Origin of the sequence: Pseudarthrobacter sp. MM222, assembly GCF_947090775.1 — a bacterium.
Classification (GTDB): domain Bacteria; phylum Actinomycetota; class Actinomycetes; order Actinomycetales; family Micrococcaceae; genus Arthrobacter.
Map to the genome: position 1 here is coordinate 2,849,103 of NZ_OX352321.1, position 21,720 is coordinate 2,870,822.

Annotated in this window: 23 protein-coding genes; 12 read left to right on the plus strand and 11 right to left on the minus strand. The window is 68.8% G+C overall.

What is annotated here, in order from left to right; genetic code table 11:
* Positions 1-18: 18 nt before the first annotated feature.
* Complete coding sequence (locus tag OM977_RS12960; RefSeq protein ID WP_264354350.1) at positions 19-1,407, plus strand: M20/M25/M40 family metallo-hydrolase; 1,389 nt, start codon at positions 19-21, stop codon at positions 1,405-1,407.
* Positions 1,408-1,440: 33 nt separating this feature from the next.
* Here OM977_RS12960 and OM977_RS12965 read toward each other — a convergent pair whose 3' ends face one another.
* On the minus strand, positions 1,441-2,247 hold the full coding sequence (locus tag OM977_RS12965) for a transglutaminase-like domain-containing protein (protein WP_264354351.1): 807 nt from the start codon (positions 2,245-2,247) through the stop codon (positions 1,441-1,443).
* An 83-nt stretch (positions 2,248-2,330) separates the two neighbouring features.
* On the minus strand, positions 2,331-3,152 hold the full coding sequence (locus OM977_RS12970) for a hypothetical protein (RefSeq protein WP_264354352.1): 822 nt from the start codon (positions 3,150-3,152) through the stop codon (positions 2,331-2,333).
* 139 nt (positions 3,153-3,291) lie between these two features.
* On the opposite strand from OM977_RS12970, the gene OM977_RS12975 reads away from it, so the two are divergent.
* Entirely contained in the window at positions 3,292-3,966 is a 675-nt protein-coding gene (locus OM977_RS12975) for a DUF1684 domain-containing protein (protein WP_264354353.1), read from the plus strand.
* A gap of 4 nt (positions 3,967-3,970) precedes the next feature.
* A complete protein-coding gene (locus OM977_RS12980) occupies positions 3,971-4,456 on the plus strand; it encodes a GtrA family protein (RefSeq protein WP_264354354.1) in 486 nt (161 codons plus the stop codon).
* Here OM977_RS12980 and OM977_RS12985 read toward each other — a convergent pair.
* The 5 genes from OM977_RS12985 to OM977_RS13005 are packed head-to-tail and all read right to left on the minus strand — an operon-like array spanning position 4,453 to position 10,334.
* Positions 4,453-5,619: a cysteine desulfurase family protein gene (locus OM977_RS12985; protein ID WP_264354355.1), complete on the minus strand. Its 1,167-nt coding sequence runs from the start codon at positions 5,617-5,619 to the stop codon at positions 4,453-4,455. The genes OM977_RS12980 and OM977_RS12985 overlap by 4 nt on opposite strands.
* An 8-nt stretch (positions 5,620-5,627) precedes the next feature.
* Positions 5,628-6,596 carry a carboxylating nicotinate-nucleotide diphosphorylase gene (gene nadC / locus OM977_RS12990; RefSeq protein WP_264354356.1) on the minus strand — a complete coding sequence of 323 codons (969 nt, stop codon included), beginning with the start codon at positions 6,594-6,596 and terminating at the stop codon, positions 5,628-5,630.
* Positions 6,593-8,317 (minus strand): L-aspartate oxidase, encoded by a 1,725-nt coding sequence (gene nadB / locus OM977_RS12995; RefSeq protein ID WP_264354357.1) that lies wholly within the window; start codon positions 8,315-8,317, stop codon positions 6,593-6,595. Before nadB ends, nadC begins: the two co-directional genes overlap by 4 nt.
* Positions 8,314-9,621, minus strand: coding sequence for a quinolinate synthase NadA (gene nadA / locus OM977_RS13000; RefSeq protein WP_264354358.1), 1,308 nt, complete (start codon positions 9,619-9,621; stop codon positions 8,314-8,316). Before nadA ends, nadB begins: the two co-directional genes overlap by 4 nt.
* The gene (locus tag OM977_RS13005; RefSeq protein ID WP_264357412.1) at positions 9,618-10,334 is read right to left on the minus strand and encodes an NUDIX hydrolase; all 717 of its coding nucleotides are present in this window, start codon (positions 10,332-10,334) and stop codon (positions 9,618-9,620) included. The genes nadA and OM977_RS13005 overlap by 4 nt, the downstream gene beginning before the upstream one ends.
* A gap of 169 nt (positions 10,335-10,503) precedes the next feature.
* On the opposite strand from OM977_RS13005, the gene OM977_RS13010 reads away from it, so the two are divergent.
* Positions 10,504-11,118 carry a maleylpyruvate isomerase N-terminal domain-containing protein gene (locus OM977_RS13010; RefSeq protein ID WP_264354359.1) on the plus strand — a complete coding sequence of 205 codons (615 nt, stop codon included), beginning with the start codon at positions 10,504-10,506 and terminating at the stop codon, positions 11,116-11,118.
* Here OM977_RS13010 and OM977_RS13015 read toward each other — a convergent pair.
* The gene (locus OM977_RS13015; RefSeq protein WP_264354360.1) at positions 11,115-11,606 is read right to left on the minus strand and encodes an Lrp/AsnC family transcriptional regulator; all 492 of its coding nucleotides are present in this window, start codon (positions 11,604-11,606) and stop codon (positions 11,115-11,117) included. The genes OM977_RS13010 and OM977_RS13015 overlap by 4 nt on opposite strands.
* Positions 11,607-11,793: 187 nt before the next feature.
* Between OM977_RS13015 and OM977_RS13020 the strand changes: the two genes are divergently transcribed.
* From OM977_RS13020 to OM977_RS13045, 6 genes are all read left to right on the plus strand, one after another.
* Positions 11,794-13,158, plus strand: coding sequence for an amino acid permease (locus OM977_RS13020; RefSeq protein WP_264354361.1), 1,365 nt, complete (start codon positions 11,794-11,796; stop codon positions 13,156-13,158).
* A 141-nt stretch (positions 13,159-13,299) separates the two neighbouring features.
* On the plus strand, positions 13,300-14,349 hold the full coding sequence (locus OM977_RS13025) for a thiamine pyrophosphate-dependent enzyme (protein ID WP_264354362.1): 1,050 nt from the start codon (positions 13,300-13,302) through the stop codon (positions 14,347-14,349).
* Positions 14,342-15,397 carry an alpha-ketoacid dehydrogenase subunit beta gene (locus OM977_RS13030; protein WP_442960649.1) on the plus strand — a complete coding sequence of 352 codons (1,056 nt, stop codon included), beginning with the start codon at positions 14,342-14,344 and terminating at the stop codon, positions 15,395-15,397. Before OM977_RS13025 ends, OM977_RS13030 begins: the two co-directional genes overlap by 8 nt.
* Complete coding sequence (locus OM977_RS13035; RefSeq protein ID WP_264354363.1) at positions 15,390-15,719, plus strand: biotin/lipoyl-containing protein; 330 nt, start codon at positions 15,390-15,392, stop codon at positions 15,717-15,719. Before OM977_RS13030 ends, OM977_RS13035 begins: the two co-directional genes overlap by 8 nt.
* Positions 15,720-15,723: 4 nt before the next feature.
* Complete coding sequence (locus OM977_RS13040; RefSeq protein ID WP_264354364.1) at positions 15,724-16,551, plus strand: alpha/beta fold hydrolase; 828 nt, start codon at positions 15,724-15,726, stop codon at positions 16,549-16,551.
* Between the two features lie 47 nt (positions 16,552-16,598).
* The gene (locus OM977_RS13045) at positions 16,599-17,258 is read left to right on the plus strand and encodes a phosphoribosyltransferase (protein ID WP_264354365.1); all 660 of its coding nucleotides are present in this window, start codon (positions 16,599-16,601) and stop codon (positions 17,256-17,258) included.
* Here OM977_RS13045 and OM977_RS13050 read toward each other — a convergent pair.
* The 3 genes from OM977_RS13050 to OM977_RS13060 form a co-directional block, all read right to left on the minus strand.
* Positions 17,255-18,589, minus strand: coding sequence for an MFS transporter (locus OM977_RS13050; protein WP_264354366.1), 1,335 nt, complete (start codon positions 18,587-18,589; stop codon positions 17,255-17,257). The genes OM977_RS13045 and OM977_RS13050 overlap by 4 nt on opposite strands.
* Before the next feature lie 135 nt (positions 18,590-18,724).
* Positions 18,725-20,179, minus strand: coding sequence for a 4-hydroxyphenylacetate 3-monooxygenase, oxygenase component (gene hpaB, locus OM977_RS13055; protein WP_264354367.1), 1,455 nt, complete (start codon positions 20,177-20,179; stop codon positions 18,725-18,727).
* Between the two features lie 57 nt (positions 20,180-20,236).
* A complete protein-coding gene (locus OM977_RS13060; RefSeq protein ID WP_442960731.1) occupies positions 20,237-20,689 on the minus strand; it encodes a flavin reductase family protein in 453 nt (150 codons plus the stop codon).
* A gap of 39 nt (positions 20,690-20,728) precedes the next feature.
* Here OM977_RS13060 and OM977_RS19760 point away from each other — a divergent pair, with 39 nt between their 5' ends.
* Positions 20,729-20,824 (plus strand): hypothetical protein, encoded by a 96-nt coding sequence (locus tag OM977_RS19760; protein ID WP_442960650.1) that lies wholly within the window; start codon positions 20,729-20,731, stop codon positions 20,822-20,824.
* Between the two features lie 179 nt (positions 20,825-21,003).
* Positions 21,004-21,720, plus strand: coding sequence for an IclR family transcriptional regulator (locus OM977_RS13065; protein WP_264354369.1), 717 nt, complete (start codon positions 21,004-21,006; stop codon positions 21,718-21,720).

A 21,720-nucleotide genomic window follows, 5' to 3' on the forward strand; every position in this document is an offset into this window, starting at 1 on the left:
GATCCGACGGGAGCACCAATGGATGCTGACGACAGCGTACGGGAGTACCTTGACGCCCACACGCCCCTGCTCCTGGACCGGCTCGCGGAGTGGGTCCGCATCCCGTCGGTGGCCGGCGTCCCCGAGCGGAAACACCACCTCACCCGGTCCGCCAACTGGCTGGCCGGGGAGCTGCGGGGCGCCGGGTTCCCGATCACGGAAATCTGGGAGGGGGCCGAGGGCCCTGCGGTCTTCGCGGAATGGTCCGGAGCCCCGGGCGCGCCCACCATTCTCATCTACAGCCACCATGACGTTCGCGCGGTCAAGGACGAGAACTGGGACCAGACCTCCCCGTTCGACCCGGTACTCCGTGATGGGAGGCTGTACGGCCGCGGAAGCTCGGACGCCAAAGGCCAGGTGATGGCGCATGTCTGGGGAATCCGCGCGCACCTGGATGCCACGGGACGCACCGCACCGGACGTGAACCTCAAGCTGATTGTCGAAGGGGAGGAAGAAGCGGGCTCCCCCGGCCTGGCAGACCTCCTCCAGGCCCACCGGGCCCGCCTTGATGCGGATGCGGTGGTGTTTTCCGACACCCTGTTGTGGCGTGCGGAGCATCCTGCCATCTGCACCAGCATCCGCGGCATGCTCGGCGCACACCTTGAGGTTTACGGGCCGTTTACCGACATTCACAGCGGCGCGGTGTCCGGGGCGGCCCCCAATCCGGCCCTTGAGCTCAGTCGGCTGCTCGCGCAGCTACACGACCAAAAGGGGAGAATCACGTTCCCGGGCTTCTACGACGACGTCGAGGAAATCTCCCAGCGCCGCCGGGCAGAACTGGCGGCACTCCCCTTCGACCCGCAGGACTGGCTGGAGCGCTCCCACACCCGGAGCATCGTAGGCGAGGAAGGCTACACGGTCCTGGAACGGCTGTGGGAGCGTCCGGCGTTGGAAGTCATTGCCCTGGCAGCCGGGGACCCGATCGGCGTAAAGCGTGCAGCCGTTCCGTCCATGGCCTCCGCAGACCTGAGCATCCGCACTGTCTCCGGCCAGAGTGTCCAGGACGTGGCAGATCAGGTGCGGCGCTGGGTGAAGGAAACCATTAGCGACGGCTATTCCTACGAGCTGTCTCTGGATACCGAAACCGCCCAGGAGTTTTACAGGACTCCGGACAGCCGGGTGCTGGACAGTCTTTCCACAGCAATGACGAAAGGCTTCCAGTCCCAGGAGGTGGGGCGCATGGGTAATGCCGGCGGCGGGCCCGCGGACCTGCTCTCCTCCGCGCTGAAGGTTCCCGTGGTCTTTTTCGGGACGGGACTTGTGGAGGACAACTGGCACGACAGTGACGAGAGCGTCCGCGTGGACATCCTGAAAGCCGGCGCCGCGACCCTGGCCTTCCTGTGGGAGGAACTCGGCCGGCCGGACTAGGGAGTGTGGTGAGTGCTGGCTTAGCATCGCCCCCTAGCGGAGAACGACGAGCCTCGCCGGATCCTCTTCCGGCAGTTCGCCGTTCACAATGGCGGTCACTTTGAGTTCCTTTAGGGTCAGGCTGCCGCCCACCGTGGACAGGAATGCCGTGTCCGAGGAATCCCGGCCGGCCGTGATCCGGAGCATGCTTTCCCGCGGCGCCAAGCCGGTGGGGTCGATGATCTGCCACGCGCCGTTGATGTGCGCCTCGGCGACGGCGTGGAAGTCCATCGGGGTCAGTCCGGGAGCGTAGACCGCGGCGAGCCGAGCCGGAACATTCTTGGAGCGGAGCAGCGCGATGGCCAGGTGAGCGTAGTCCCGGCACACCCCGCGGCGGTGCAGCAGCGTCTCGACGGCGCCGTCGGTCCCCCGGGAGGACCCGCTCACGTAACGCAGTTCGCTGAAGACCCAGTTGCGCACGGCGTGCAGGAGTTCCTCGCCGGCCAGCCCGCCGAACTCCGCGTACGCCGTCGGCAGCAGCCGGTCCGACTCGGCATAACGGCTCGGCCGCACGTAGCGGATGAGCTCCATCAGCCTCGGTTCTTCCGGCAGGGCGAACCCGGTGACTGTCGCGGCGTACTCCACCAGCACCTCAGTGGGCTCGGCGAACTCCATGTAGTGGAACCGGCCGCCGTGATGGTCCGAGAGCTCCGTCAGGGCGACGTCCTCGCCGCCGGCCGTTACGGAGAGCGATTCCTTGAAGCCGCTGTATCCGGCATTGCGGGCCACGGAGACCGCCAGCGCGACTTTGGTCTCGGCCACGGTCTTGAAGGCCAGGCGTGCGGCGACAGAGCGTTCCATGTATCTCCGGGGTGTGGGTTGCAACGGATTGGCGGCAGGCCGGCCGCCGTCGCTCTCCCGTGGGTGTGCGGGGCGCAGCGGTCTTAGTTTTTGACCTTCAGAGACATTAGCATCCGCTGGACGTTGGCGAATTCCGCGCCTTGGTTGACGTATTTCGCCGCCTGGTCGAGGGTGTCGAAGGACTTCGCCGGCGCCACCCTCTCGTCGGGGGCAAACACTTTCAGCACTGTCAGGTCCCCGAAGGAGTAGTCGCCCTTGCCCTCGGATCCGCGGACCACGTTCTGCAGGCCGCACGACTTTCCATCGGCTCCGCCCACCATGTTGGTGATGCCGTAGGAGCCGAAGAACTTGTAGCCCTGGATCACCCGAAACACGACACGGGGCTCGATCAGGCCTTCGCCCCCGCGGTGCGGCAGCTCGACCGGAACGCTGCTGACCACCACGTACGGTTTGAGGGCGTCTCCCGGGCAGTCCGGGACCGGCCGGGACGGGAGGCCCGTCTGGAGGGTGGCGAGGTAGCCGCCCTCGGCGTCCTTGACCTCGATCTTGAGCGCACCGGGCAGGCTTCCCTGCTCCGGCGGGACGGACTGCGCGATCCAGTCCTGCGGAAGTTCAAAGCTCACGCTCTTGGCCGGATCCATGAAGACTTTCCAGGCTGAAGCGGTGGACCCGGGTGACGCCGAGGCCGTCCCGGAGGCGGTTCCCGACGCTGCGGCGTCAGGCGTCGCGCCGGCTGAGGCGGTGCCCGGGGACGGGTCGGCCGCCGCCGTGCTCGCGCCCGGGCTGCCGCCTGCGGTCCAGGCCGGCGCGCCCTGTCCACTGCCGCTGCAGCCGGAAAGCGCCGCTGCGGTGACTGCCAGCGCCGCGGCGATCCGGATCCCCAAGGAGATAGCCGTCCGAGTCATGGTGCCAGCGTAGTCCGGTCCGTGGGGCGGTGCGGAGATTCCGGATCGGTGTTTCGGAGCACCTGACGCGGGGGCCGCGGGTCCGCGCGGCAATCCGCGACCTAAGCTGGCCGTGCGGAAAGAAGGCTACGCTGGGGGCATGGCGGAACAGCGTATTGACGGAATGGATTCCGGGGACCTGGACAGCGTGGCGGACATCTCCGCCCTCGACATCGCGGACTGGCGGCTCCGGACCTTTGCGCTATACGCCACCGTGCGGAAGCTCGCTGCCGAGGATCCGGCCGAGGCTCATACCTATTGGCGTCACGAGCGGGACCGGATGTTCGGCACGCACCCCGCCTCACCGCTGACCGCTGAGGCCAAGTCGCGCTTCGACGGGCTTAAGACAGCAGACTACGACCCGATCTACCGGTTCCATATCCCGCTGACGAGCGAGGGCGCCGGGCGCGAGATGAACGTCGAGACCGGCACCGACGGCCTGGTCCGCTTCGTCCGGCTGGGCACTTTCGACCTGCCGGAGATGGGCCAGTTGGCAGTCTGGAAGCTCAAGGGCTACGGCGGCGGCATCTTCGTGCCGTTCCGCGACGCCACGGCAGGGCAGTCCGGGGGCAGCTACGGCGCAGGCCGCTACCTGTTGGACACCATCAAGGGCGCCTTCCACGGCGTACAGGGTTCCGGCCCGGAGGCCGAGTTCGTGGTGGACTTCAACTTCGCGTACAGCCCCTCCTGCGCCTACAACGAGGCGTGGGCGTGCCCCCTGGCGGGGCCCTCCAACCGGCTTGCCGTGGAGATCCCGGTCGGCGAACTGTACTGACCGGATGGATGCCCAGCTCGAGCAGCGCTCCCCTGCCCCCGCCGTCGTCCATCCTCCGGCCCGCCGCCGGCACAGCGGGATCCTCCGCTACCCCCTGGTCCGTCAACTCATCAGGTTCACCGGCGTCGGGATCGTCTGCACCATCACGTCCCTGGCCCTGTATGCCTTCCTCCGGCCCTGGATTGGCGCCCAGCCGGCCAACGCGGCGGCCCTTGTCCTCACCTCGCTGATGAACACTGCCCTGAACCGGCGCCTGACCTTCAAGATCACCGAGCGGAAGCGGATGAAACGCGACCATCTCAACGGACTGATCGTGATCCTCGTGGCGCTGCTGCTGACCGGCGGCAGCCTGGGCATCCTGCACTGGCTTAACCCGGACGCCACCGTTGCCGACGAGCTGTGGACCACGACGCTGTCAGGGTTGGTCGCCACGGCCGTGCGCTTCACGCTGCTGCGGCACTGGATTTTCCGGCGGGCACGGCACCGCTAGGCGCCCCTAGTTGGGCCGAGGGCCCGGACGCTCCCGACGGCGGTGCGGACCGCGGCCGCCGCTTCCTGCAGCTCGGCTGCCGTCACTGTTGAATCGAAGCTGAACCGGACGGCGGTCTGCGCGACCGCGGGCTCGATCCCCAGGGCGAGCAGCACCGGGGACGGCCCGTCCGAACCCGCGGCACAGGCGGAACCGCTGGAGCAGATGACCCCCTGGCGCTCAAGTTCCAGCAGGACCGATTCACCGCTGGTCCCCGGAAAGCAGAACGAGGCCACCGAGGGAAGCCGTTCGGACGGATGGCCGGTCAGGACCGCGCCGGGGACACCGGCCAGCACGCTCCGGATGAAGTCATCCCGCAGCGCTGCGACGCGGTCCGCGAGTTCCGGCCTGGTTCCCCCCGCCAGGGTGAGTGCGGTGGCGAGGGCCACGGCCCCTGCCACGTTTTCGGTGCCCGAGCGGCGTCCGCGTTCCTGCCCGCCGCCGTGGATCACCGGTTCCAGCCGGGTCCGGCCGCGCACGAACAGGGCGCCGTTTCCCTTCGGTGCCCCCAGCTTGTGGCCCGAGATGCTCAGCGCATCCACGCCGAGGGCTGCGGTGTCGAGCGGCAGCCAGCCGGCGGCCTGGACGGCGTCAGTATGGAACGGGATCCCCTGCGCGCGGGCCAGTGCGGCGAGCCGGGCGATGGGCTGTACCGTGCCCACCTCGTTGTTGGCGTACATGATGCTGACCAGCGCCGTCTCCGGCCGGAGGACCGCGGTGAGGGCCTCTTCCGTGACGCGGCCGTAGGTGTCCACCGGAACCACGTCGACGGCGAACCCGTGGACCCGTTCGAGGTAGCGGGCCGATTCCTCTACCGCGGGGTGCTCGACGGCGCTGATCACAACCCGGTCCAGCCGCGGGTCCGCGGCCCGGCGCGCCAGGGCGATGCCTTTCACCGCGAGGTTGTCCGCTTCCGTGCCGCCGGAGGTGAAGGTGATCTCGCCCGGCCGGCAGCCGAGGGCCTTCGCCGTCGCCGCCCGTGCTCCGGCGAGCGCCGTGGCGGCGGCGTCGCCGAGGGAGTGGTGGCTCGAGGGGTTGCCGAACTCCCCCGTCAGGTACGGCCACATGGCCTCGAGGACCTCGCGGCGCACCGGCGTGGTGGCGGCTGCATCCAGGAAAATCATGTCGGGCCTCAGCCGGCCGGCAGTTCCGTGGACGGAGCGGTCTCGAGTTCAAGGTCGAGCCCGAGGTCCAGCGCCGCGACGCTGTGGGTGAGCGCGCCGATGGAGATGACGTCCACCCCCGTCCTGGCGATGCCGGCCACGGTGGCGAGGTTGACGTTGCCGCTGGCCTCGACGCGGGCGCGACCGGCCACCTGCTTCACTCCGGCGGCAAGCTCCGCCAGGGTGAAGTTGTCCAGCATGATGGTGTCCACGCCGGCGGCGAGAACGGGTTCGATCTGCTCCATGCTGTCCACCTCCACCTCGAAGTGCGTGGTGTGGCCCAGCCGCGTCCGGGCGTCCCGGAGGACGGCCGTGAGCTTTGCGGCATCTCCGCCGGTGAGGACCGCAAGGTGGTTGTCCTTGGCGAGCACGGCGTCGGACAGGCCGAAGCGGTGGTTCGCGCCCCCGCCGCAGCGCACGGCGTAGCGTTCCAGCACGCGCAGCCCGGGCGTCGTCTTCCGGGTGTCCGTGATCCGGGCGCCGGTGCCGTCCACGAGGGCCACGAACTCCGCCGTCTTGGTGGCAATGGCGCTCATCCGCTGCACCAGATTCAGGGCGACGCGTTCGGCCAGCAGCACGGCGCGGGCGTTGCCGCGCACCCGCGCGAGTGGCGTTCCGGCCGGGAAGGGAGCCCCGTCCGGAACAAGGACGTCGACGACGGCGTCGGGATCGGTCAGCTTCATGGCGGCAGCGAAGACTTCTCCGCCGCTGAACACCCCGGGGACCCGGGCGGCCAGCACCGCTGTTGCCCGGGCTTCCGCCGGGATCAGCGTCTGCGAGGTGATGTCCCCATAGGGCGCATCCTCGTCCAGGGCGGCGCGCAGCACGGCGTCGACGGCGGTGGCGGGCAGGCTGCCGGCGAGCGCCGGGCGTGCGGTGGGAGGTGCGGTGGGGCGCGCAGCGGTTACGGTGGCTGCGCTGGCAGCGGGTGCTGTCATGTCGAGATCCTTTGCTTGGGCCGGGATGCGGAAGCGTGCCGGTGGCCGGACTTGCCGGCCGTCGAGGTGGAGCGGGCGGGGGCAACCAGCACCGCGGAGTGTGCGGCGCCGGCCGGGCTGTCGGCGCGGTAGTGCGCGCCGACGGAGACGGTCCGCTTCCGCGCCGCTGCCACGAGCAGCTGTGCGGCGAGCAGCAGGTTCCGGTCCTCGTGGGCGGTCTGGTCGGAATCGGTTCCGGGCTCCCCGGCAAGGGTCGCCGCCCATTGCGCGAGCTGCACCGCGGCGGCGTCGAGTTCGGATCCGGTGCGCATCACGCCTGCGGCGCCGGTCATCAGGCGCCGGAGGGCGGCACGGCTGAACGGAACCGTCAACTTGCCGGGTTCAGCGGCGGGGAGTTCGTCCCTGGTGCCGGCGACAGCCGCGCGTACAGCCGCCGGGACGGCCTCCGGGCCCGCCTCGTCGAGGAAGGCTTCCACGGCACGGCGGCCGAACACGAGGCCCTCCAGCAGTGAATTGCTGGCAAGCCGGTTGGCGCCCTGCACGCCGGTGCACGCCACTTCGCCCGCGGCGTACAGCCCCGGGACGGACGTGCGTCCCCGGAAATCCGTGGCGACCCCGCCCATCCAGTAGTGCGCCGCCGGGGAGACCGGCAGCAGTTCCGCAGCCCAGTCGTAGCCTGCAGCGCGGGTGGCCGCACTGATGGTGGGGAAGCGCCGGGCCAGGAAGCCCGGGCCGCGGGCTGCGTCTACGCCCCGGGCGTCCAGGTAGACGGGGCTGTCCGGCGCTGCGCCGGTGGCGGCCAGGTGCAGCGCGATGCTGCGGGAGACGACGTCGCGCGGGGCCAGTTCCGCGTCCGGGTGGTAGTCCGGCATGAAACGGTAGCCGGCGGCGTCCAGCAGCACCGCCCCCTCGCCGCGGACCGCCTCGGAGATCAGCAGTGCGGGAGGTCCGCCCGGAACCTCGTCCGCGGCCAGGGTGGTGGGGTGGAACTGGAAGAACTCGAGGTCCCGCACCGCGGCGCCCGCCCGCCACGCCAGCGCGAGGCCGTCCGCCGTGGCGACGGAGGGGTTGCTGGTCCGGCCAAACAGCCGGCCGGCGCCGCCGGTGGCAAGCAGCACCGCATCCGCGGCGAGCTGTTTGGCCTCCCCGCCGGCGAGGTAGGCGACGCCTGTGACGCGCCCGGACTCCGGGTGGGTCAGCAATTCGGTCACGAAGGCACCGGTCTCCACCCGGAGCCGTCCCGCGGCGGCCCGCCCCAGGACGGCGGCAACCAGCGCCCGGGAGATGCAGGCGCCGGTCGCGTCGCCGCCGGCATGCAGGATACGGGGCGCCGAGTGCGCGGCCTCGAGCCCCAGCGCCGGCCCACTGCCCGGACCCGCGTCAAACTGCACGCCGAACCGCTGCAGCCCGGCGATGTCGCGGAGCGCTTCGGTACACAGGATCCGCACGGCCTCCGGGTCGTTGAGCCCGGCTCCGGCCGCCAGCGTGTCGGCGATGTGGGCCGCCACGGAATCGCCCGGGAAGGCCTCCCCCGGCGACAGCACGGCCGAGACGCCGCCCTGGGCATAGAAGGTGTTGCTTTGTTCCAGGGTCCCCTTGCTCAGGAGCACCACCTCGACGGCGGAGCTGCCCGCCCCCTCGGCGTCCGCCGCGTCGCAGGCGAGCAGCGCGGCGTACAGCCCGGCGATGCCGCTGCCCACCACCACCAGCCGCCTGGTCATGGCCGCGCCGCCAGCATCCGTTCCAGGGCGACCCGGGCCGGGGCCGCGACGGAGTCCTCGACGGTGATGCGGTTGACCACTTCACCGCGGACGAGGGCCTCCAGCACCCAGGCGAGGTAGCCCGGGTGGATGCGGTACATCGTGGAGCAGGGGCAGATGACCGGGTCCAGGCAGAAGATGGTGTGCTGCGGGTACTCCGCGGCCAGCCGGTTCACCATGTTGATCTCGGTGCCGATCGCAAACGCGGTGGGTTCGGTGGCGGCGGCGATGGCCTTCTTGATGAAATCGGTAGACCCGGCGGAATCGGCGGCGTCCACCACCTCCATGGGGCACTCAGGGTGCACGATGACGTTGACGCCGGGGAACTCGGCGCGGGCCTTCTCGATCTGGCCCACGTTGAAGCGCTTGTGGACCGAGCAGAAGCCGTGCCACAGGATCACCCGGGAATCGAGCAGATCCTGTTCGTCGTTGCCGCCAAGGTCCTTGCGCGGGTTCCACATCGGCATCTGCTCCAGCGGCACGCCCATCGCCTTCGCTGTGTTGCGGCCCAGGTGCTGGTCCGGGAAGAACAGCACCCGCTGGCCGCGCTCGAAGGCCCACTCCAGCACCGTCGAGGCGTTGGAGGAGGTGCAGACGATCCCGCCGTGCTCGCCGCAGAAGCCCTTGAGGGCTGCGGAGGAGTTCATGTAGGTGACCGGGATGACCGGGACCCGCCCCTCGGCGTCGGGCTCCGTCCCGAAGAGTTCCTCGAGCTGTTCCCAGCACTCGGTGACGGAGTCGATGTCGGCCATGTCCGCCATCGAGCAGCCGGCGGCGAGGTTGGGCAGGATCACGGCCTGGTCCGGCCGGGACAGGATGTCCGCGGTTTCGGCCATGAAGTGCACGCCGCAGAAGATGATGGCTTCGGCATCGGGCCGGGTCAGGGCGGCGTTGGCCAGTTGGAAGGAGTCGCCCACGAAGTCGGCGTATTCGACCACCTCGTCGCGCTGGTAGAAGTGCCCCAGCACGACGGCGCGGTCCCCCAGCGCCGCTTTGGCGGCGCGGATCCGGGCGTCGAGCTCGACGTCGCCGGCCAGCTTGTACTCCTCGGGGAGCTGGCCCTGCCGGGGTGTGGCCGCGGGGGCGACGTCGGAGCTGGAGGCGCCCGGTCCGTAGGCCGGTACGCCGGCGAGCGCCTCGGCGAGGTCGTAGTCCCAGGGGCCGCGGGCCAGCGCCGGGCTGCAGGTGGACGCGGCCGTGGCCCCCCTCATGGTGGTGGCCTGTTCGCGCGTGATCAGCTGGATGGCCGTGTTGACGCTGCTCATGGTGTGCTCCTGTTGTCTGGGTCAAGGCCTGGGCGGCCGGTAAAGCGGTAGAGGCGGGGCGGCCGGTGTTTGCCGCCCTGCAGGTACTGGTCGGTTTCTTCAATCTCGGTTGCGGCCTTGATCTGGCGGCGGAAGTTCGCCGGGTCCAGTTCCCGGTCCAGGACCGCCTCGTAGACCTCCCGCACCTGGGCCAGGGTGAAATACTCGCCGAGCAGGTGGTAGGCGATGGATCCGTAGGCCATCTTGTTGCGCAGCCGCCACAGGGCGTAGTCGACGATTGCGTTGTGGTCGAAGGCCAGCTCGCCGAGCCGGTCCGCCCGGAACCAGCGCACGTTCTCGGATTCGTCCGCGAGGGCCGCCTCGGTCGGCTGGACCAGTGCCCAGTACACGATCGAGACGACGCGCTGGGTGGGCGAGCGGTGCAGGCCGCCGAAGGCGTAGAGCTGTTCGAGGTAGCTGGGCGCGAGTCCTGTGGTCTCCCGGAGGTTCCGGGAGGCGGCGTCCTGCAGGGATTCGGCGTGGGTCAGCGGTCCGCCGGGGAGGGCCCAGAGGCCCTTGTACGGCTCCCGGATGCGCCGGACCAGCGGAATCCAGAGCGTGGGGCGCCCGGAGCTCTCGCTCGGCCGGAGCGCGAAAATCACCGTGGAGATGGCCAGCGACGGCGGCGCAAGCTGGCGCTCCGAAACATTGGCTGCTGTGGTGTAAACGGTGATCCACCCTGCCCGGATAGTTCCGGCCCAACCGCCGGATAGTTATAGTCAAATTGACTAGAACTGATTCTACGGCGTTGCCGCCCGGGCGCAAAATGTGTCACTCCGGGGCCGGCTTCGTCAGGCCCGGAGGGCTTGTGGGCTCCTTCGGGCGCCGGTATAACTCGAGGCTATGGAAAATCTCGCAGTTGAGGCCGGTTACCTGGGGGCGGCCCAGGCGTTCCTGGTGCTGGTCGGGCAGGTGCCCGAAGACGCCTGGTCCAAACCCGCCCTCGGCGACTGGGACGTTCGCGGGCTGACGGGCCATGCGAGCCGCGCCCTGACAACCGTTGAAACGTACCTGGCCGCACCGGCGTCCGGACCGCGGCGGGACGGCCCGGTGTCCTATTTCCTCACCGTCCGGGGCGGGACGTCGCCGGAGGCGATCGCGCAGCGCGGCCGCGAAACCGGGGATGCCCTCGGCTCCGACCCGGCCGGGGCCGTCAAGGAACTCGTCCAACGGATCACCGCCGTGGTCCGGAGCACTCCGGACGATGCCCTTCTCGCCACGCCGGCCGGAACGATGACGCTCGTCGACTACCTCCCGACGCGCACCTTCGAACTCGCCGTCCACGGCCTGGATCTGGCCCGCGCCCTGGGGCTTCCGACGCCGGCGCCGCTGGGGCCGGCCATCTCGGCGTCGCTGGAGCTGGCCGGAGCCATCGGCGCCCGGCTGCCGACCGCCGGGGACCTGCTGCTCCTGCTCACCGGCCGGACCGGCCTGCCGGGCGGCTTAAGCGTCGTTTAGTCCTTGCCCTGGTAGCTCTTGCCCCGGGCCGCGGCTTCCAGAAGCGGCAGCGTGCGGCCCTGGAAATGGGTGTTGAGTACGATCACCGACGAGGAACGCAGCACCGTCCGGGTGGCGATCATGGCATCCAGCACCCGCTGCAGGTCCGGGTTGGATCGGGCGGCGATGCGGGCCATCAGGTCCGAGCTGCCGGAGACGGTGTGGATCTCGATCAGCTCCGGGATTTCCGCCAGCGCCTCCACGACGGCGTCGTGCCCCAGGTCCTGGTTGATCGTCAGGGAACAGAACGCGACCACGGGAAAGCCGAAGCGGGCCGGATCCGGCTGCGGGACCCAGGAGCCGATCACCCCGCGGTCCTGCATCCGGTCCAGCCGCGACTGGACGGTGGCGCGGGCGACGTTCAGGACCCGTGAGGCCTCCAGGACCGAAGCCCGCGGGGAATCCGTGAAGAATCGGACAATTTTCGCATCCAGAGCATCAACGTCCATGCGGAACTTCCTCCTGAAGGGGCATCGTGCCGACAAAAAGCCGCCGCAACGCCCGTTTTGGCTAACAAACTGCCACCATGCTCTCACGCCCCGGATCCGCGACGGGCTGGGGCAGTGTCGCAAAGGCGGTAAATTCGAGAGGTCCCATAAGGACCCCCCGATCCAAACCACAAGAAGGTTCGCCAGTATGACAATGAAGTCCACCGCGGAGCGCCCGGCCCAAGAACTTGGCCACACCATGAAGCCCCGCCAGCTCACCATGATGGGACTCGGCAGCGCGATCGGCGCCGGCCTGTTCCTCGGCTCCGGGGCGGGAGTCCAGGCCGCCGGACCGGCCGTCCTGATCTCCTACCTCGTCGCCGGAACGCTGATCATCCTCGTCATGTGGGCCCTCGGCGAGATGGCCGCCGCCCATCCGAACAGCGGCGCCTTCTCCGTCTACGCGCAAAAGGCCCTGGGCCAGACCGCCGGCGCCACCGTCGGCTGGCTCTGGTGGCTGCAACTCGTCGTCGTCATCGCGGCGGAGGCCCTCGGTGCCGCCGGGCTCCTTTTCAGCGTCTGGCCGGTAATCCCCGTCTGGGCATTGTCGCTGGTCTTCATGGTGGTGTTCACCGCCATTAACCTCGCCGGCGTGAAGAACTTCGGCGAGTTCGAATTCTGGTTTGCCATCCTCAAGGTGGCCGCCATTGTGATCTTCCTGGCCATCGGCGCCGCCCTGCTGCTGGGCTGGCTGCCGGACGTCGCCTCTCCCGGCCTGGCCAACATCACCTCCGACTTCGCCCCCGCCGGGCTGGGCGGCATAGCCACCGCCCTCTTCGTCGTGATTTTCGCCTTCGGCGGCACCGAGATCGTCAGCGTGGCCGCCGCCGAGACCGAGAACCCCGAGCACAGCGTCGCCCAGGCGATCCGCACCGTGGTCTGGCGGATCCTGGTCTTCTACATCGGCTCCGTCTTCGTCATTGCCGCCGTCCTTCCGTCTACCTCTGAGGCACTGGCATCCCCGTTCGCGGGCGTCCTCGACATGGCCCGCATCCCGGGCGCGGGTACGGCCATCACCCTGGTGGCCGTGGTGGCGTTGCTCTCGGCCCTGAACGCCAACCTTTACGGCGCCTCCCGCATGGTGTTTTCACTGTCCGAGCGCGGCGAGGCCCCGCGCATCCTGTCACGGCTCACCAGGGCCCGCGTCCCCGCGGTTGCCGTCGGCGTCTCGGTGGCCTTCGGGTTCCTCGCCGCCGTGCTCGAGCTGCTCTTCCCGGAACAGATCCTGCCGGCCCTGTTCCAGCTCGTCGGCTCCACCTGCCTGGTGGTGTGGGGTACGGCGCTGGTATCCCAGCTGATCCTCCGGCGCCGCGCGGACCGTGACGGGACCGTGCTGCCGCTGCGGATGAAGGGTTTTCCCGGGCTGACCCTCTTCGGGCTCGTGCTCCTGGCGCTGATCTTCGCCGTCGGCTTCAGCAACCCGGACAGCAGCCGCCAGCTCTTCAGCACCCTGGCACTGGTCGCCGGGATCGCGGCTGCGTGCTGGATCGGCGCCAGGCTGACCCGCAAGTAATCCGCCGGCGCCGCGGCCCCGCCCCGGCGAACTGGACAAATTGTCAAGCGCTACGCCGGCTGTACCGGCAATTTTGTGCAGTCTGGTCAGCGTTTTGCGCGCTGATTGCCCGCCCTCGCCCGGGTGACTAGGGTCACAGGCATGGACACACTTCCCCCCGTGGCTTCCGGCGATGCTGCCGGACCACTTACGCCCGCCCAGCTTCGCGAGCTCTATTCGCTGATGGTGGCTGTCCGCCACCTCGACGCCTCGGCCATCGCCTGGCAGCGGCAGGGCATCATCCCCGGTTACGCCCCGGAGTTCGGCCAGGAGGCTGCTCAAGTGGGCAGCGGCTACGCCGTGGACACCACCCGTGACTTCGTCTTTCCGACGTACCGGGAGATGGGCGTTGCCCGGACCATGGGTGTGGACATGGTCGCGTACATGTCCACGCACAAGGCCACCTGGCATGGCGGCCTCTACGACCCGCTGGCATCGCGGCTCGCCCCGATCCAGGCTGTCGTGGCCGGTTCGGTGCTGCACGCCGTCGGCTGGGCGCACGGCCAGACCCTCGCCGGCACCGCCGGCGGCGGGCTCGGCGTCGCCCTGACGTACTTCGGCGACGGCGCCTCCTCGCAGGGCGACGTGCACGAGGCGATGAACTTCGCCGCCGTAATGAAGGCGCCCGTGGTGTTCTTCGTCCAGAACAACGGCTGGGCCATTTCGGTCCCCACCGAACGCCAGGTGGCTGGGGGCTCGGTGGCCGCCCGCGCCGCGGGCTACGGCATGCCTGCCCTGCAGATTGACGGCGACGACGTCATCGCCGTCGTCGAGGCGACCCGCCGCGCCTTCGCGCACGCCCGGGCCGGGAACGGCCCTGTGCTGATCGAGGCGATGACCTACCGGCGCGGCCCGCACTCCACTTCCGATGACCCGGGGCGCTACCGCTCCCTGGACGAGGAGCGCGACGGCGCCGGCGTGGATCCGCTGGAGCGGCTCCGGCAGCGGCTGCTGGCCGAGGGAATCGCGGACGAGGCGTTCTTCGCAGAGTCGCTGGCCGCGGCCAAGGCCGAAGAGGAGCAGATCCGCACCGGCATCCAGGCTCTCGGCTCCCGGCCTGGAACTGAAATGTTTGACCTGGTCTTCCAGGAAACCACCCCGGCCCTGCAGGCCCAGGCCGCCAGCTGGCGCGAGGAGTCCGAACATGTCTAACTCGATTCTCGAAGGCGCGCCCGCCGCAGGCACGAGCGGGGAAGGCCCCGCAGCCGCCACCGTGATGTCCATGCAGCAGGCGCTGAACCGCGCCCTCGACGAGGTTCTCGCCGGGAACCCCAAGGCCGTCATCTTCGGCGAGGACTGCGGCCGGCTCGGCGGGGTCTTCCGCATCACCGACGGGCTGCAGGCCAAACACGGCGAGCAGCGCGTCTTCGACACCCCGCTGGCGGAGTCCGGCATCCTCGGCATGTCCGTGGGCCTGGCGATGGCGGGCTTCCACCCCATCCCCGAGGTCCAGTTCGACGGTTTCGCGTACCCGGCCATCAACCAGATCGTCTGCCAGATTGCGCGGATGAACTACCGGAGCCGGGGCAGGCTGCCGATGCCCATCACGCTCCGGGTCCCGAGCTTCGGCGGCATCCGCGCGCCCGAACACCACGGCGAGAGTCTCGAGGCGCTGTTCGCGCATGTCCCCGGCCTCAAAGTCGTCTCGCCGTCCAACCCGCACGAGGCCTACCACCTGCTCAAGTACGCCTGCGCCCGGCCGGACCCGGTGATCTTTATGGAGCCGAAATCGCGCTACTGGCAGAAGGGCGAGGTAGACGCCGCCAGGCACGATGCACACGGCGGTTCCCCCACCGGCGCCAAGGTGATGCGGGAAGGACGCCACCTTACGCTTGTGGCCTGGGGCGCTATGGTGGCGCGCTGCCTGCAGGTGGCCGAGCTTGCGGCCGAGGACGGGATCGACATCGAGGTCCTGGACCTGCGCTGGCTCAAGCCGATTGACGCCGGGGCGCTGGCCTCCTCCGTGCGCAAGACTCGCCGCGCCGTCGTCGTGCACGAGGCCCCGCTGACCTCCGGCCTCGGCGCCGAAGTGGCGCAGCTGATCACGCAGAGCTGCTTCGACACTCTCAAGGCGCCGGTGGAGCGAATCACCGGCTTCGACGTCCCGTACCCATCCGGCGATCTGGAAGACGAATACATCCCGAACATTGACAGGATCCTCTTCGGGATCCAGCGAGTATTGGAGTACCGCCGTGGCTGAAATTACCTTTCCGCTCCCTGACCTGGGCGAGGGACTGATCGAGGCAACCGTGCTGGAATGGCTCGTTTCACCGGGCGACCAGGTGGAACGCAACCAGCCCCTTGTGGAGGTCGAAACCACCAAATCGGCGGTTGAATTGCCCAGCCCGCAGGCAGGTAAGGTAGTGCGTATCCACGGCGGCCCCGGCGACAAGATCAATGTCGGTGAGCCACTGATTGTGTTTGAGGTGCCGGACAACACCGCCGGCATCGTGGGCACCGTCCCGCGGGAAGAGGCACCGACGCGCCGGGTCCGCCTGAGCGCCGTACTTGATGAGGACTGACACCATGAGCGGCAGACACACCGGCGAGCAGCACTCCCACACCGTTGAGGGCACCGACCCGCAGCTGTTCGTGGCGGTGCACGACCCCAAGGACGACGCCGGGCTGCGTCCGGTGCTGCTGTTACATGGCTTTTCCTCCTCCTCCAAGCTCAACTGGGAAGACTCCGGCTGGATTTCGGCCCTGCTCGACGCCGGCCGCCGCGTCATTACCGTGGACCTGCCCGGACACGGCCGCAGCGGTGCTCCGGAGGACATGGACTCCTACTCCCCCAGCCGGATCCGTGCGGACCTGCTCCAGATCGCGTTCGACGCCGGCGCGCGGCCGCTGCGCGACGGCGACCCGACCAGCGGGCTCGACGTGATCGGTTACTCCCTGGGCTCCCGGCTCGGCTGGGAATTCGGGGCGACCCAGCACGAGTTGGTCCACCGGTTGGTCCTCGGCGGTCCCAACGTCGCCGACCCGCTGGCCGAGTTCGATCTCATCGCCGCCCAGCGCTACCTCGCCGATGGCACGCCCATCGCGGACGCATCAACCGCGGGGCTGCTCAGGATGGCCATGCTGCTGCCGTCCAACAACATCTTCGCGCTGCTGACCCTCGTGGAGGCCATTAAGGGCGAGCCGTTCGATCCCGCCGAGGCCGTGCCGCACATGCCGGTGCTGCTGGTGGCCGGGGAAAACGACGAGCGGGCCGGTTCGCTGCCGGAACTCGCCGCGCTCGGCAGCAAGGCCGGGGCCATGGTGGAGCAGCTGGTGCTGCCGGGCCGCAACCACACCAACGCCATCACCAGCCGCGCCTTCAAGCAGGGGGCCATCAGCTTCCTGGGCGTCTGATCCTAACGGCGGCCCGGGCTGCAGCCCCGGACCGCGGAAGAGGGACCATGGGCATGCGCTTCGCCGACCGCGTACAGGCAGGCAGGCAGCTGGCCGATGCCCTCCGGCAGTTCCGCGGCCGGCAGGACGCCGTCATGGTCGGCCTGGCCCGGGGCGGCGTGCCCGTAACCGCCGCCGCCGCTGAGGCTCTGGGGCTTGCCTTCGGCGCCCTGCAGGTGCGCAAGCTCGGGATCCCCGGCCATGACGAGACAGCCTTTGGCGCGCTCGCCTGGTCCGGCGGCCAGGTGGTGCGCGTGCTGAACCGTCCGTTCGTGGACCAGCTTCTGCAGCTAGGGATCCAGCCGGCGGCCCTGGCGGAGGTGGAGCACCGGGAACGCGCTGAACTGGAACGCCGGGCAGAGGCGTACCCGGGGGTTGGGCCGGACATCCACGGCAGGACGGTCATTTTGGCCGACGACGGCATGGCCACCGGGGCCACCATGCGGGTCGCCGTCGAAGCCGTCACCGGGGCCGGCGCCGCCAGTATCGTCGTCGCGGTTCCCGTCGCCTCGCTGTATGCGCAAAACTCGCTGGAGGACGCCGCCGACGCCGTCCTGAGCCTTTTTATCCCCGGCGAGTTCCGCGCCGTCGGCAGCTACTACCGAATTTTCCCGCAGGTGACGGACGCCGACGTCGTCCGTCACCTCGAGGCGCAGCAGCGTGGCTAGTGGTGGCTGCTGACGCCGAGCGGGCGGCCCTTGGTTTCCTTGGCCAGGAGAACGCCCACGGCGGAGATGACGCAGAGGACCATGATGTAGATACCGATGGATCCGGTCCACTTGGTGCTCTGCAGCAGGGCCTCCGCGATGGTGGCCGCGAAGGCGCCGCCGAGGATGGCGCCGAAGGCGTAGCCGATCGAAATACCGGAGTAGCGCACGTTGGCCGGGAACATCTCGGCGTACATGGCGGACATCGGGCCGTAGGACAGCCCCAGGCCGATGGTGAGGACGAACAGCGCGACGCCGTAGAGCACGATGTCCTTGGTGTCGATCAGGGCGAACATCGGGATCATCCAGGCGAAGACGATGCCATAGCCGATCAGGAACGTCTTGACCCGGCCGATCTTGTCCGAGAGCCAGCCTCCGACCAGGGTGAAAATCAGCCAGCCGAAGGACGCCAGCGTGGTGGCGAGCAGGATCTGCGGGGTGGGCATTTTCAGGGACTTGGTGGCGTACGAGATGAAGAACGCGATCAGCAGGTAGCCGGCGGCGTTGTTGCCGATGAAGATCATCGTCGAGTAGAGGACGGCCTTCTTGTGCTTGCGGATGAGCTCGCCAAGGGGCGCCTTGCTTTCTTCCTTGCGGGCAGCCATCTCCTTGAAGACCGGGCTCTCGGCAACCGCCCGGCGGATCAGGTAGCCGACGACGATCAGCACGATGGAGAGCAGGAACGGCACCCGCCAGCCCCAGGCGGCAAAGTCCTCCTTGGACATGTTGGAGTTGAGGAAGAAGAGCAGGCCGGTGGCCAGGATCATGCCGACCGGAACGCCGATCTGCGGGTAGGCGCCGAACAGGCCGCGCTTGCTCTTGGGAGCGTGCTCCACGGCCATCAGGGCCGCACCGCCCCATTCGCCGCCGGCAGAGAAGCCCTGCAGAATGCGCAGGAGGATCAGCAGGACCGGGGCCCAGAAGCCGATCTGGGCGTAGGTCGGCAGCATGCCGATCAGCGCCGTGGCGGCACCCATCATGATCAGGGTGAAGACCAGCATCGCCTTGCGTCCGAGGCGGTCGCCCAGGTGGCCGGCGATGATGGCGCCGAGCGGGCGGAACAGGAAGCTGATGCCGATAAGGCCGAAGGACAGGATCTGCGCCAGGCCCGGGTTGGAGGCATTCAGCGGCGCCAGGAAAAGCGGCGACAGCAGCGTTGCTGTCAGCTGGGCGAAGATGAAGAAGTCGTACCACTCAATGGTGGTCCCGACCAGCGTCCCCGCGAGGACCTTGCGTTCCTCATGCTTGCTGCTGGGGCCCGTCTCGGAATCGACGGTTGAAGTTGCGGTCATTGGAACTCCGTTGCTGGGGGCAGCGGTACTGCCCGGGTGGGTGCGGGTGAATAACTGAATGCCTCTTGGATTACTGATCGAACGGTCAGTTAGTATCAGGATCATACTATGAACACTGTGATAAAGCACACACCGTCATTCTTCGCGGGCGAGCAGTTCGCGGACCCGGGCCCGGACGGGCTCCCGGTCATAGCTGTTCACCATTGCCGCCGCCATCCGGACGGGGTCACCGAAAAAGAAGTATTCATAGAGCGACTGGCGGCCGGAGAACCCCGAAATCGAGGCATCGAAGGCCAGCTTGAAGAGCCGGACGCGCTCGGGACCGGTAAGGGTTTTGCCCTGCAGATACATCTCGATGTCCGCCCGGGCCTCGCTGTTGACGTCCGCCTCGCCCGGCAGCGCCATCAGGCCGGAGGCGGAGAACTTCCGGATGATCTGCGGAAAGCGCTGGGCGATCTTCGGGTACCAGTTGCGGGCGGCGTTGAGGGTGGACCACTTCGGCAGCATCACACCGGCCTCGTTCAGCCGGGCGTCGGCCTCGGAGGCGCGGACCAGCGCCCGTCCGATTTCGACGTCGACGATGAGTTCGGCGATGTCCTCCTGGATGTGCTGGAAGCCGTCGATGCCGATCGAGTCGGCCAGCTCGGAGGCCAGGCCGAGGAAGAACTCACTCTTGGCAATGGTGCGGGTGACCACCTGGTGCGTCATGAGCGCACCGGCGCCGGTCTCGGCATAGAAACCGTTGCAGAGCTGCGGGTTGCCGAGCATGAAAATCCGGTCGTTCGGGACGAACACGTCGTCGAAGATCGCGACGGCGTCCATCTCCTCGTAGCGCGAGGCGAGCGGCTCGTCATGCGTGCTGCCGCCGTTATACAGCGAGGTGCGGCAAAGATAGCGCAGGCCGGGCGCATCGTTGGGGATGGCAAAGGCGTAGGAGTACGGCGCGTCCTCCGGCGATGCCCGGAGCACGGTGGACGGGAAGACCAGCAGCTCGTCGGCGATCGGTGCGATGGTGGCGAGCATGCGGGCCCCGCGGATGACGATGCCGTCCTCGCGCTCCTCCACGATCCGCGCCGAAAGCTGGCCGCCCATTTGTTCGGAGCCGGGCACCGAGCGGTTGACCTGCGGTGGAATCAGCGTGTGCGTGGCCAGAACATCATTCTCGCGGGCCCACTCATAGTAGTTGCGGATGTTCTCCGCGAACCTGGGATCGGCCTGGGCAAACCATTTCTGCGCCGTGCTTAGGGCGGTGAGGGAGGAGTTCATGTAGTCGCCCGAGCGGCCCAGGAAACCGTTGGAGGACTCGGCCCAGGTGGAGATGGCGCGGCGGCGGCGCTCCAGGTCCTCAATGGTCCTGGGCACCAGAAAGGAGGCGTTCACGAGGTCGCCGGTGCTGGGCGAGGGATACGTCAGTGCCTCCTGGTACTTGGGGTCATGCTGCATGTCGAAGAGCTTGGCGTAGGACCTGGCGACGTTGCGGAAGGCGGGGTGCTCGGCGATTTTCTCGCTGACCACCCCGCCGTCGATCACCACGTGCGGCGTCATCGCGTTGAGCTTGTCCAGATACTGCTGGCCGGTACGGATACCCATGGTTGTTTCTCCTGTCGTCGTGATCGTCGTGAGCTGCGTCGTCGAAGAAGTGCGGTCTTAGAGCAGATCCTCCATCCCCAGCTGGCTCTCCGGAATGGTGGTGAAGGTGCTGTTGGCGAAGGCCAGGGCATCGCCGTTGCGGTAGTTGAAGTCCACCACTTCGCCGATGTACAGGGTGTGGTCCCCGCCGTCGTAAGCCGCCCAGGGCTTGCATTCAAAGTAGGCGAGCACATTGGACAGCCGAGGCGCGGTCCCGCCTTCGACCCACAGCGGGTCGGGGCCTGGCCGCCCGGCGAAGTGCAGGGCCAGGTGGCGCTGCTCGGCGCCGAGGATGTTTACCGTGAAGGGCCGGCCGGCGAGTTCGTCGTGCGCCTTGGCGGTGCGGGCGATACTGACGAGCACGAGCGGAGGATCCATCGACACCGACGTGAAGGAGTTGACGGTGATGCCGTGGCGCTTGGAGGCGCCGTCGAAGGTGACGATCGCGACGCCGGTGGCGAACCTGCCCAGGCTCCCGCGGAAGTGGTGGGCGCGGTGTTCCGGGGTGCGGTGTTCCGGGGCGCGGTGTTCCGGGGTGCGGTGTTCCGGGGTGCGGCCCGGAACAACCGGAGCGGCCTCGGTGCGGGGCTTGGCAATCATCGTTGATCCCTTGCGTATTGTTTCGTGGGCCCCGTGCTTCGTTGCGGGCCTGTATCTAACGCAAATCTCTTGTTCTATAATCGAACACGTAATTCCCATACAGAACGCTAGCGCAGTGAGTACCCGAGCACAAGGGTCGTTGCGGTAAGCCGGAGCGCCCGACCCCCTCCCCCTAGGATGGACCCATGACCCCGACCGCCGCGAGCGCCCAGGCCTCCCCCTCCCAGACGCTGTCCCGTGGGATCCGCGCCCTGGAAATCCTCGCCGAAGCCGAGCAGCCGTTGACCATTGCCGAACTTGCCGACGCCATGGGCGTCCACCGCTCCGTCGCCTACCGCATCCTCCGCACGCTGGAGGACCACTCGTTGCTTGTACGCGACGACGGCGGCCGGGTCCAGCCCGGTCCCGGCCTGGCCGTGCTGGCCCGCGGGGTTTCGCGCAACCTGCAGACGGCAGCGCTCCCGGAACTGACCCAGCTCGCCAACGCGCTGACCATGAGCGCCTTCGTGGTGGTCTGGGACCACGCCGAATGCGTCACACTGGTCACCGTCGACCCGCGGCACACGGGGGCCACCGTGGTCCAGCATCCCGGCTCACGTCATCCGATCAGCGCCGGCGCGCCCGGCATCGCCATCCAGTCGGCGTTTTCCGAGCAGGAATGGCACGAAGCTGCGCCCGGGATCCCGTACCGCGCCGAGGCCGCCGAAGCCCGGCGCCGGGGCTACGCCGCCAGCCACGATGAGGTCATCGCGGGGGTTTCCTCTCTGGCTGTGCCGGTCCGGGTTCCGGGCGGACGGCCGGCAGCCCTCGCCGTCGTGTACATCCGCGCCGCCCAGGACCCAGAAACCGTGGCTGCGGCACTGGCCGCGAGCGCCGCGCGGATCGAGATGCAGCTCGGCTGA

Coding starts and splice junctions, on each gene's coding strand:
- OM977_RS13015 (WP_264354360.1), bottom strand. CDS start 11,606: ATGGACGTTGATGCTCTGGATGCGAAAATTGTCCGATTCTTCACGGAT.
- OM977_RS13020 (WP_264354361.1), top strand. CDS start 11,794: ATGACAATGAAGTCCACCGCGGAGCGCCCGGCCCAAGAACTTGGCCAC.
- OM977_RS13050 (WP_264354366.1), bottom strand. CDS start 18,589: ATGACCGCAACTTCAACCGTCGATTCCGAGACGGGCCCCAGCAGCAAG.
- OM977_RS13030 (WP_442960649.1), top strand. CDS start 14,342: ATGTCTAACTCGATTCTCGAAGGCGCGCCCGCCGCAGGCACGAGCGGG.
- OM977_RS13010 (WP_264354359.1), top strand. CDS start 10,504: ATGGAAAATCTCGCAGTTGAGGCCGGTTACCTGGGGGCGGCCCAGGCG.
- OM977_RS13025 (WP_264354362.1), top strand. CDS start 13,300: ATGGACACACTTCCCCCCGTGGCTTCCGGCGATGCTGCCGGACCACTT.
- nadA (WP_264354358.1), bottom strand. CDS start 9,621: ATGAGCAGCGTCAACACGGCCATCCAGCTGATCACGCGCGAACAGGCC.
- OM977_RS13065 (WP_264354369.1), top strand. CDS start 21,004: ATGACCCCGACCGCCGCGAGCGCCCAGGCCTCCCCCTCCCAGACGCTG.
- OM977_RS12965 (WP_264354351.1), bottom strand. CDS start 2,247: ATGGAACGCTCTGTCGCCGCACGCCTGGCCTTCAAGACCGTGGCCGAG.
- OM977_RS12975 (WP_264354353.1), top strand. CDS start 3,292: ATGGCGGAACAGCGTATTGACGGAATGGATTCCGGGGACCTGGACAGC.
- OM977_RS12980 (WP_264354354.1), top strand. CDS start 3,971: ATGGATGCCCAGCTCGAGCAGCGCTCCCCTGCCCCCGCCGTCGTCCAT.
- nadC (WP_264354356.1), bottom strand. CDS start 6,596: ATGACAGCACCCGCTGCCAGCGCAGCCACCGTAACCGCTGCGCGCCCC.
- nadB (WP_264354357.1), bottom strand. CDS start 8,317: ATGACCAGGCGGCTGGTGGTGGTGGGCAGCGGCATCGCCGGGCTGTAC.
- OM977_RS13040 (WP_264354364.1), top strand. CDS start 15,724: ATGAGCGGCAGACACACCGGCGAGCAGCACTCCCACACCGTTGAGGGC.
- OM977_RS13045 (WP_264354365.1), top strand. CDS start 16,599: ATGGGCATGCGCTTCGCCGACCGCGTACAGGCAGGCAGGCAGCTGGCC.
- OM977_RS12960 (WP_264354350.1), top strand. CDS start 19: ATGGATGCTGACGACAGCGTACGGGAGTACCTTGACGCCCACACGCCC.
- hpaB (WP_264354367.1), bottom strand. CDS start 20,179: ATGGGTATCCGTACCGGCCAGCAGTATCTGGACAAGCTCAACGCGATG.
- OM977_RS12985 (WP_264354355.1), bottom strand. CDS start 5,619: ATGATTTTCCTGGATGCAGCCGCCACCACGCCGGTGCGCCGCGAGGTC.
- OM977_RS12970 (WP_264354352.1), bottom strand. CDS start 3,152: ATGACTCGGACGGCTATCTCCTTGGGGATCCGGATCGCCGCGGCGCTG.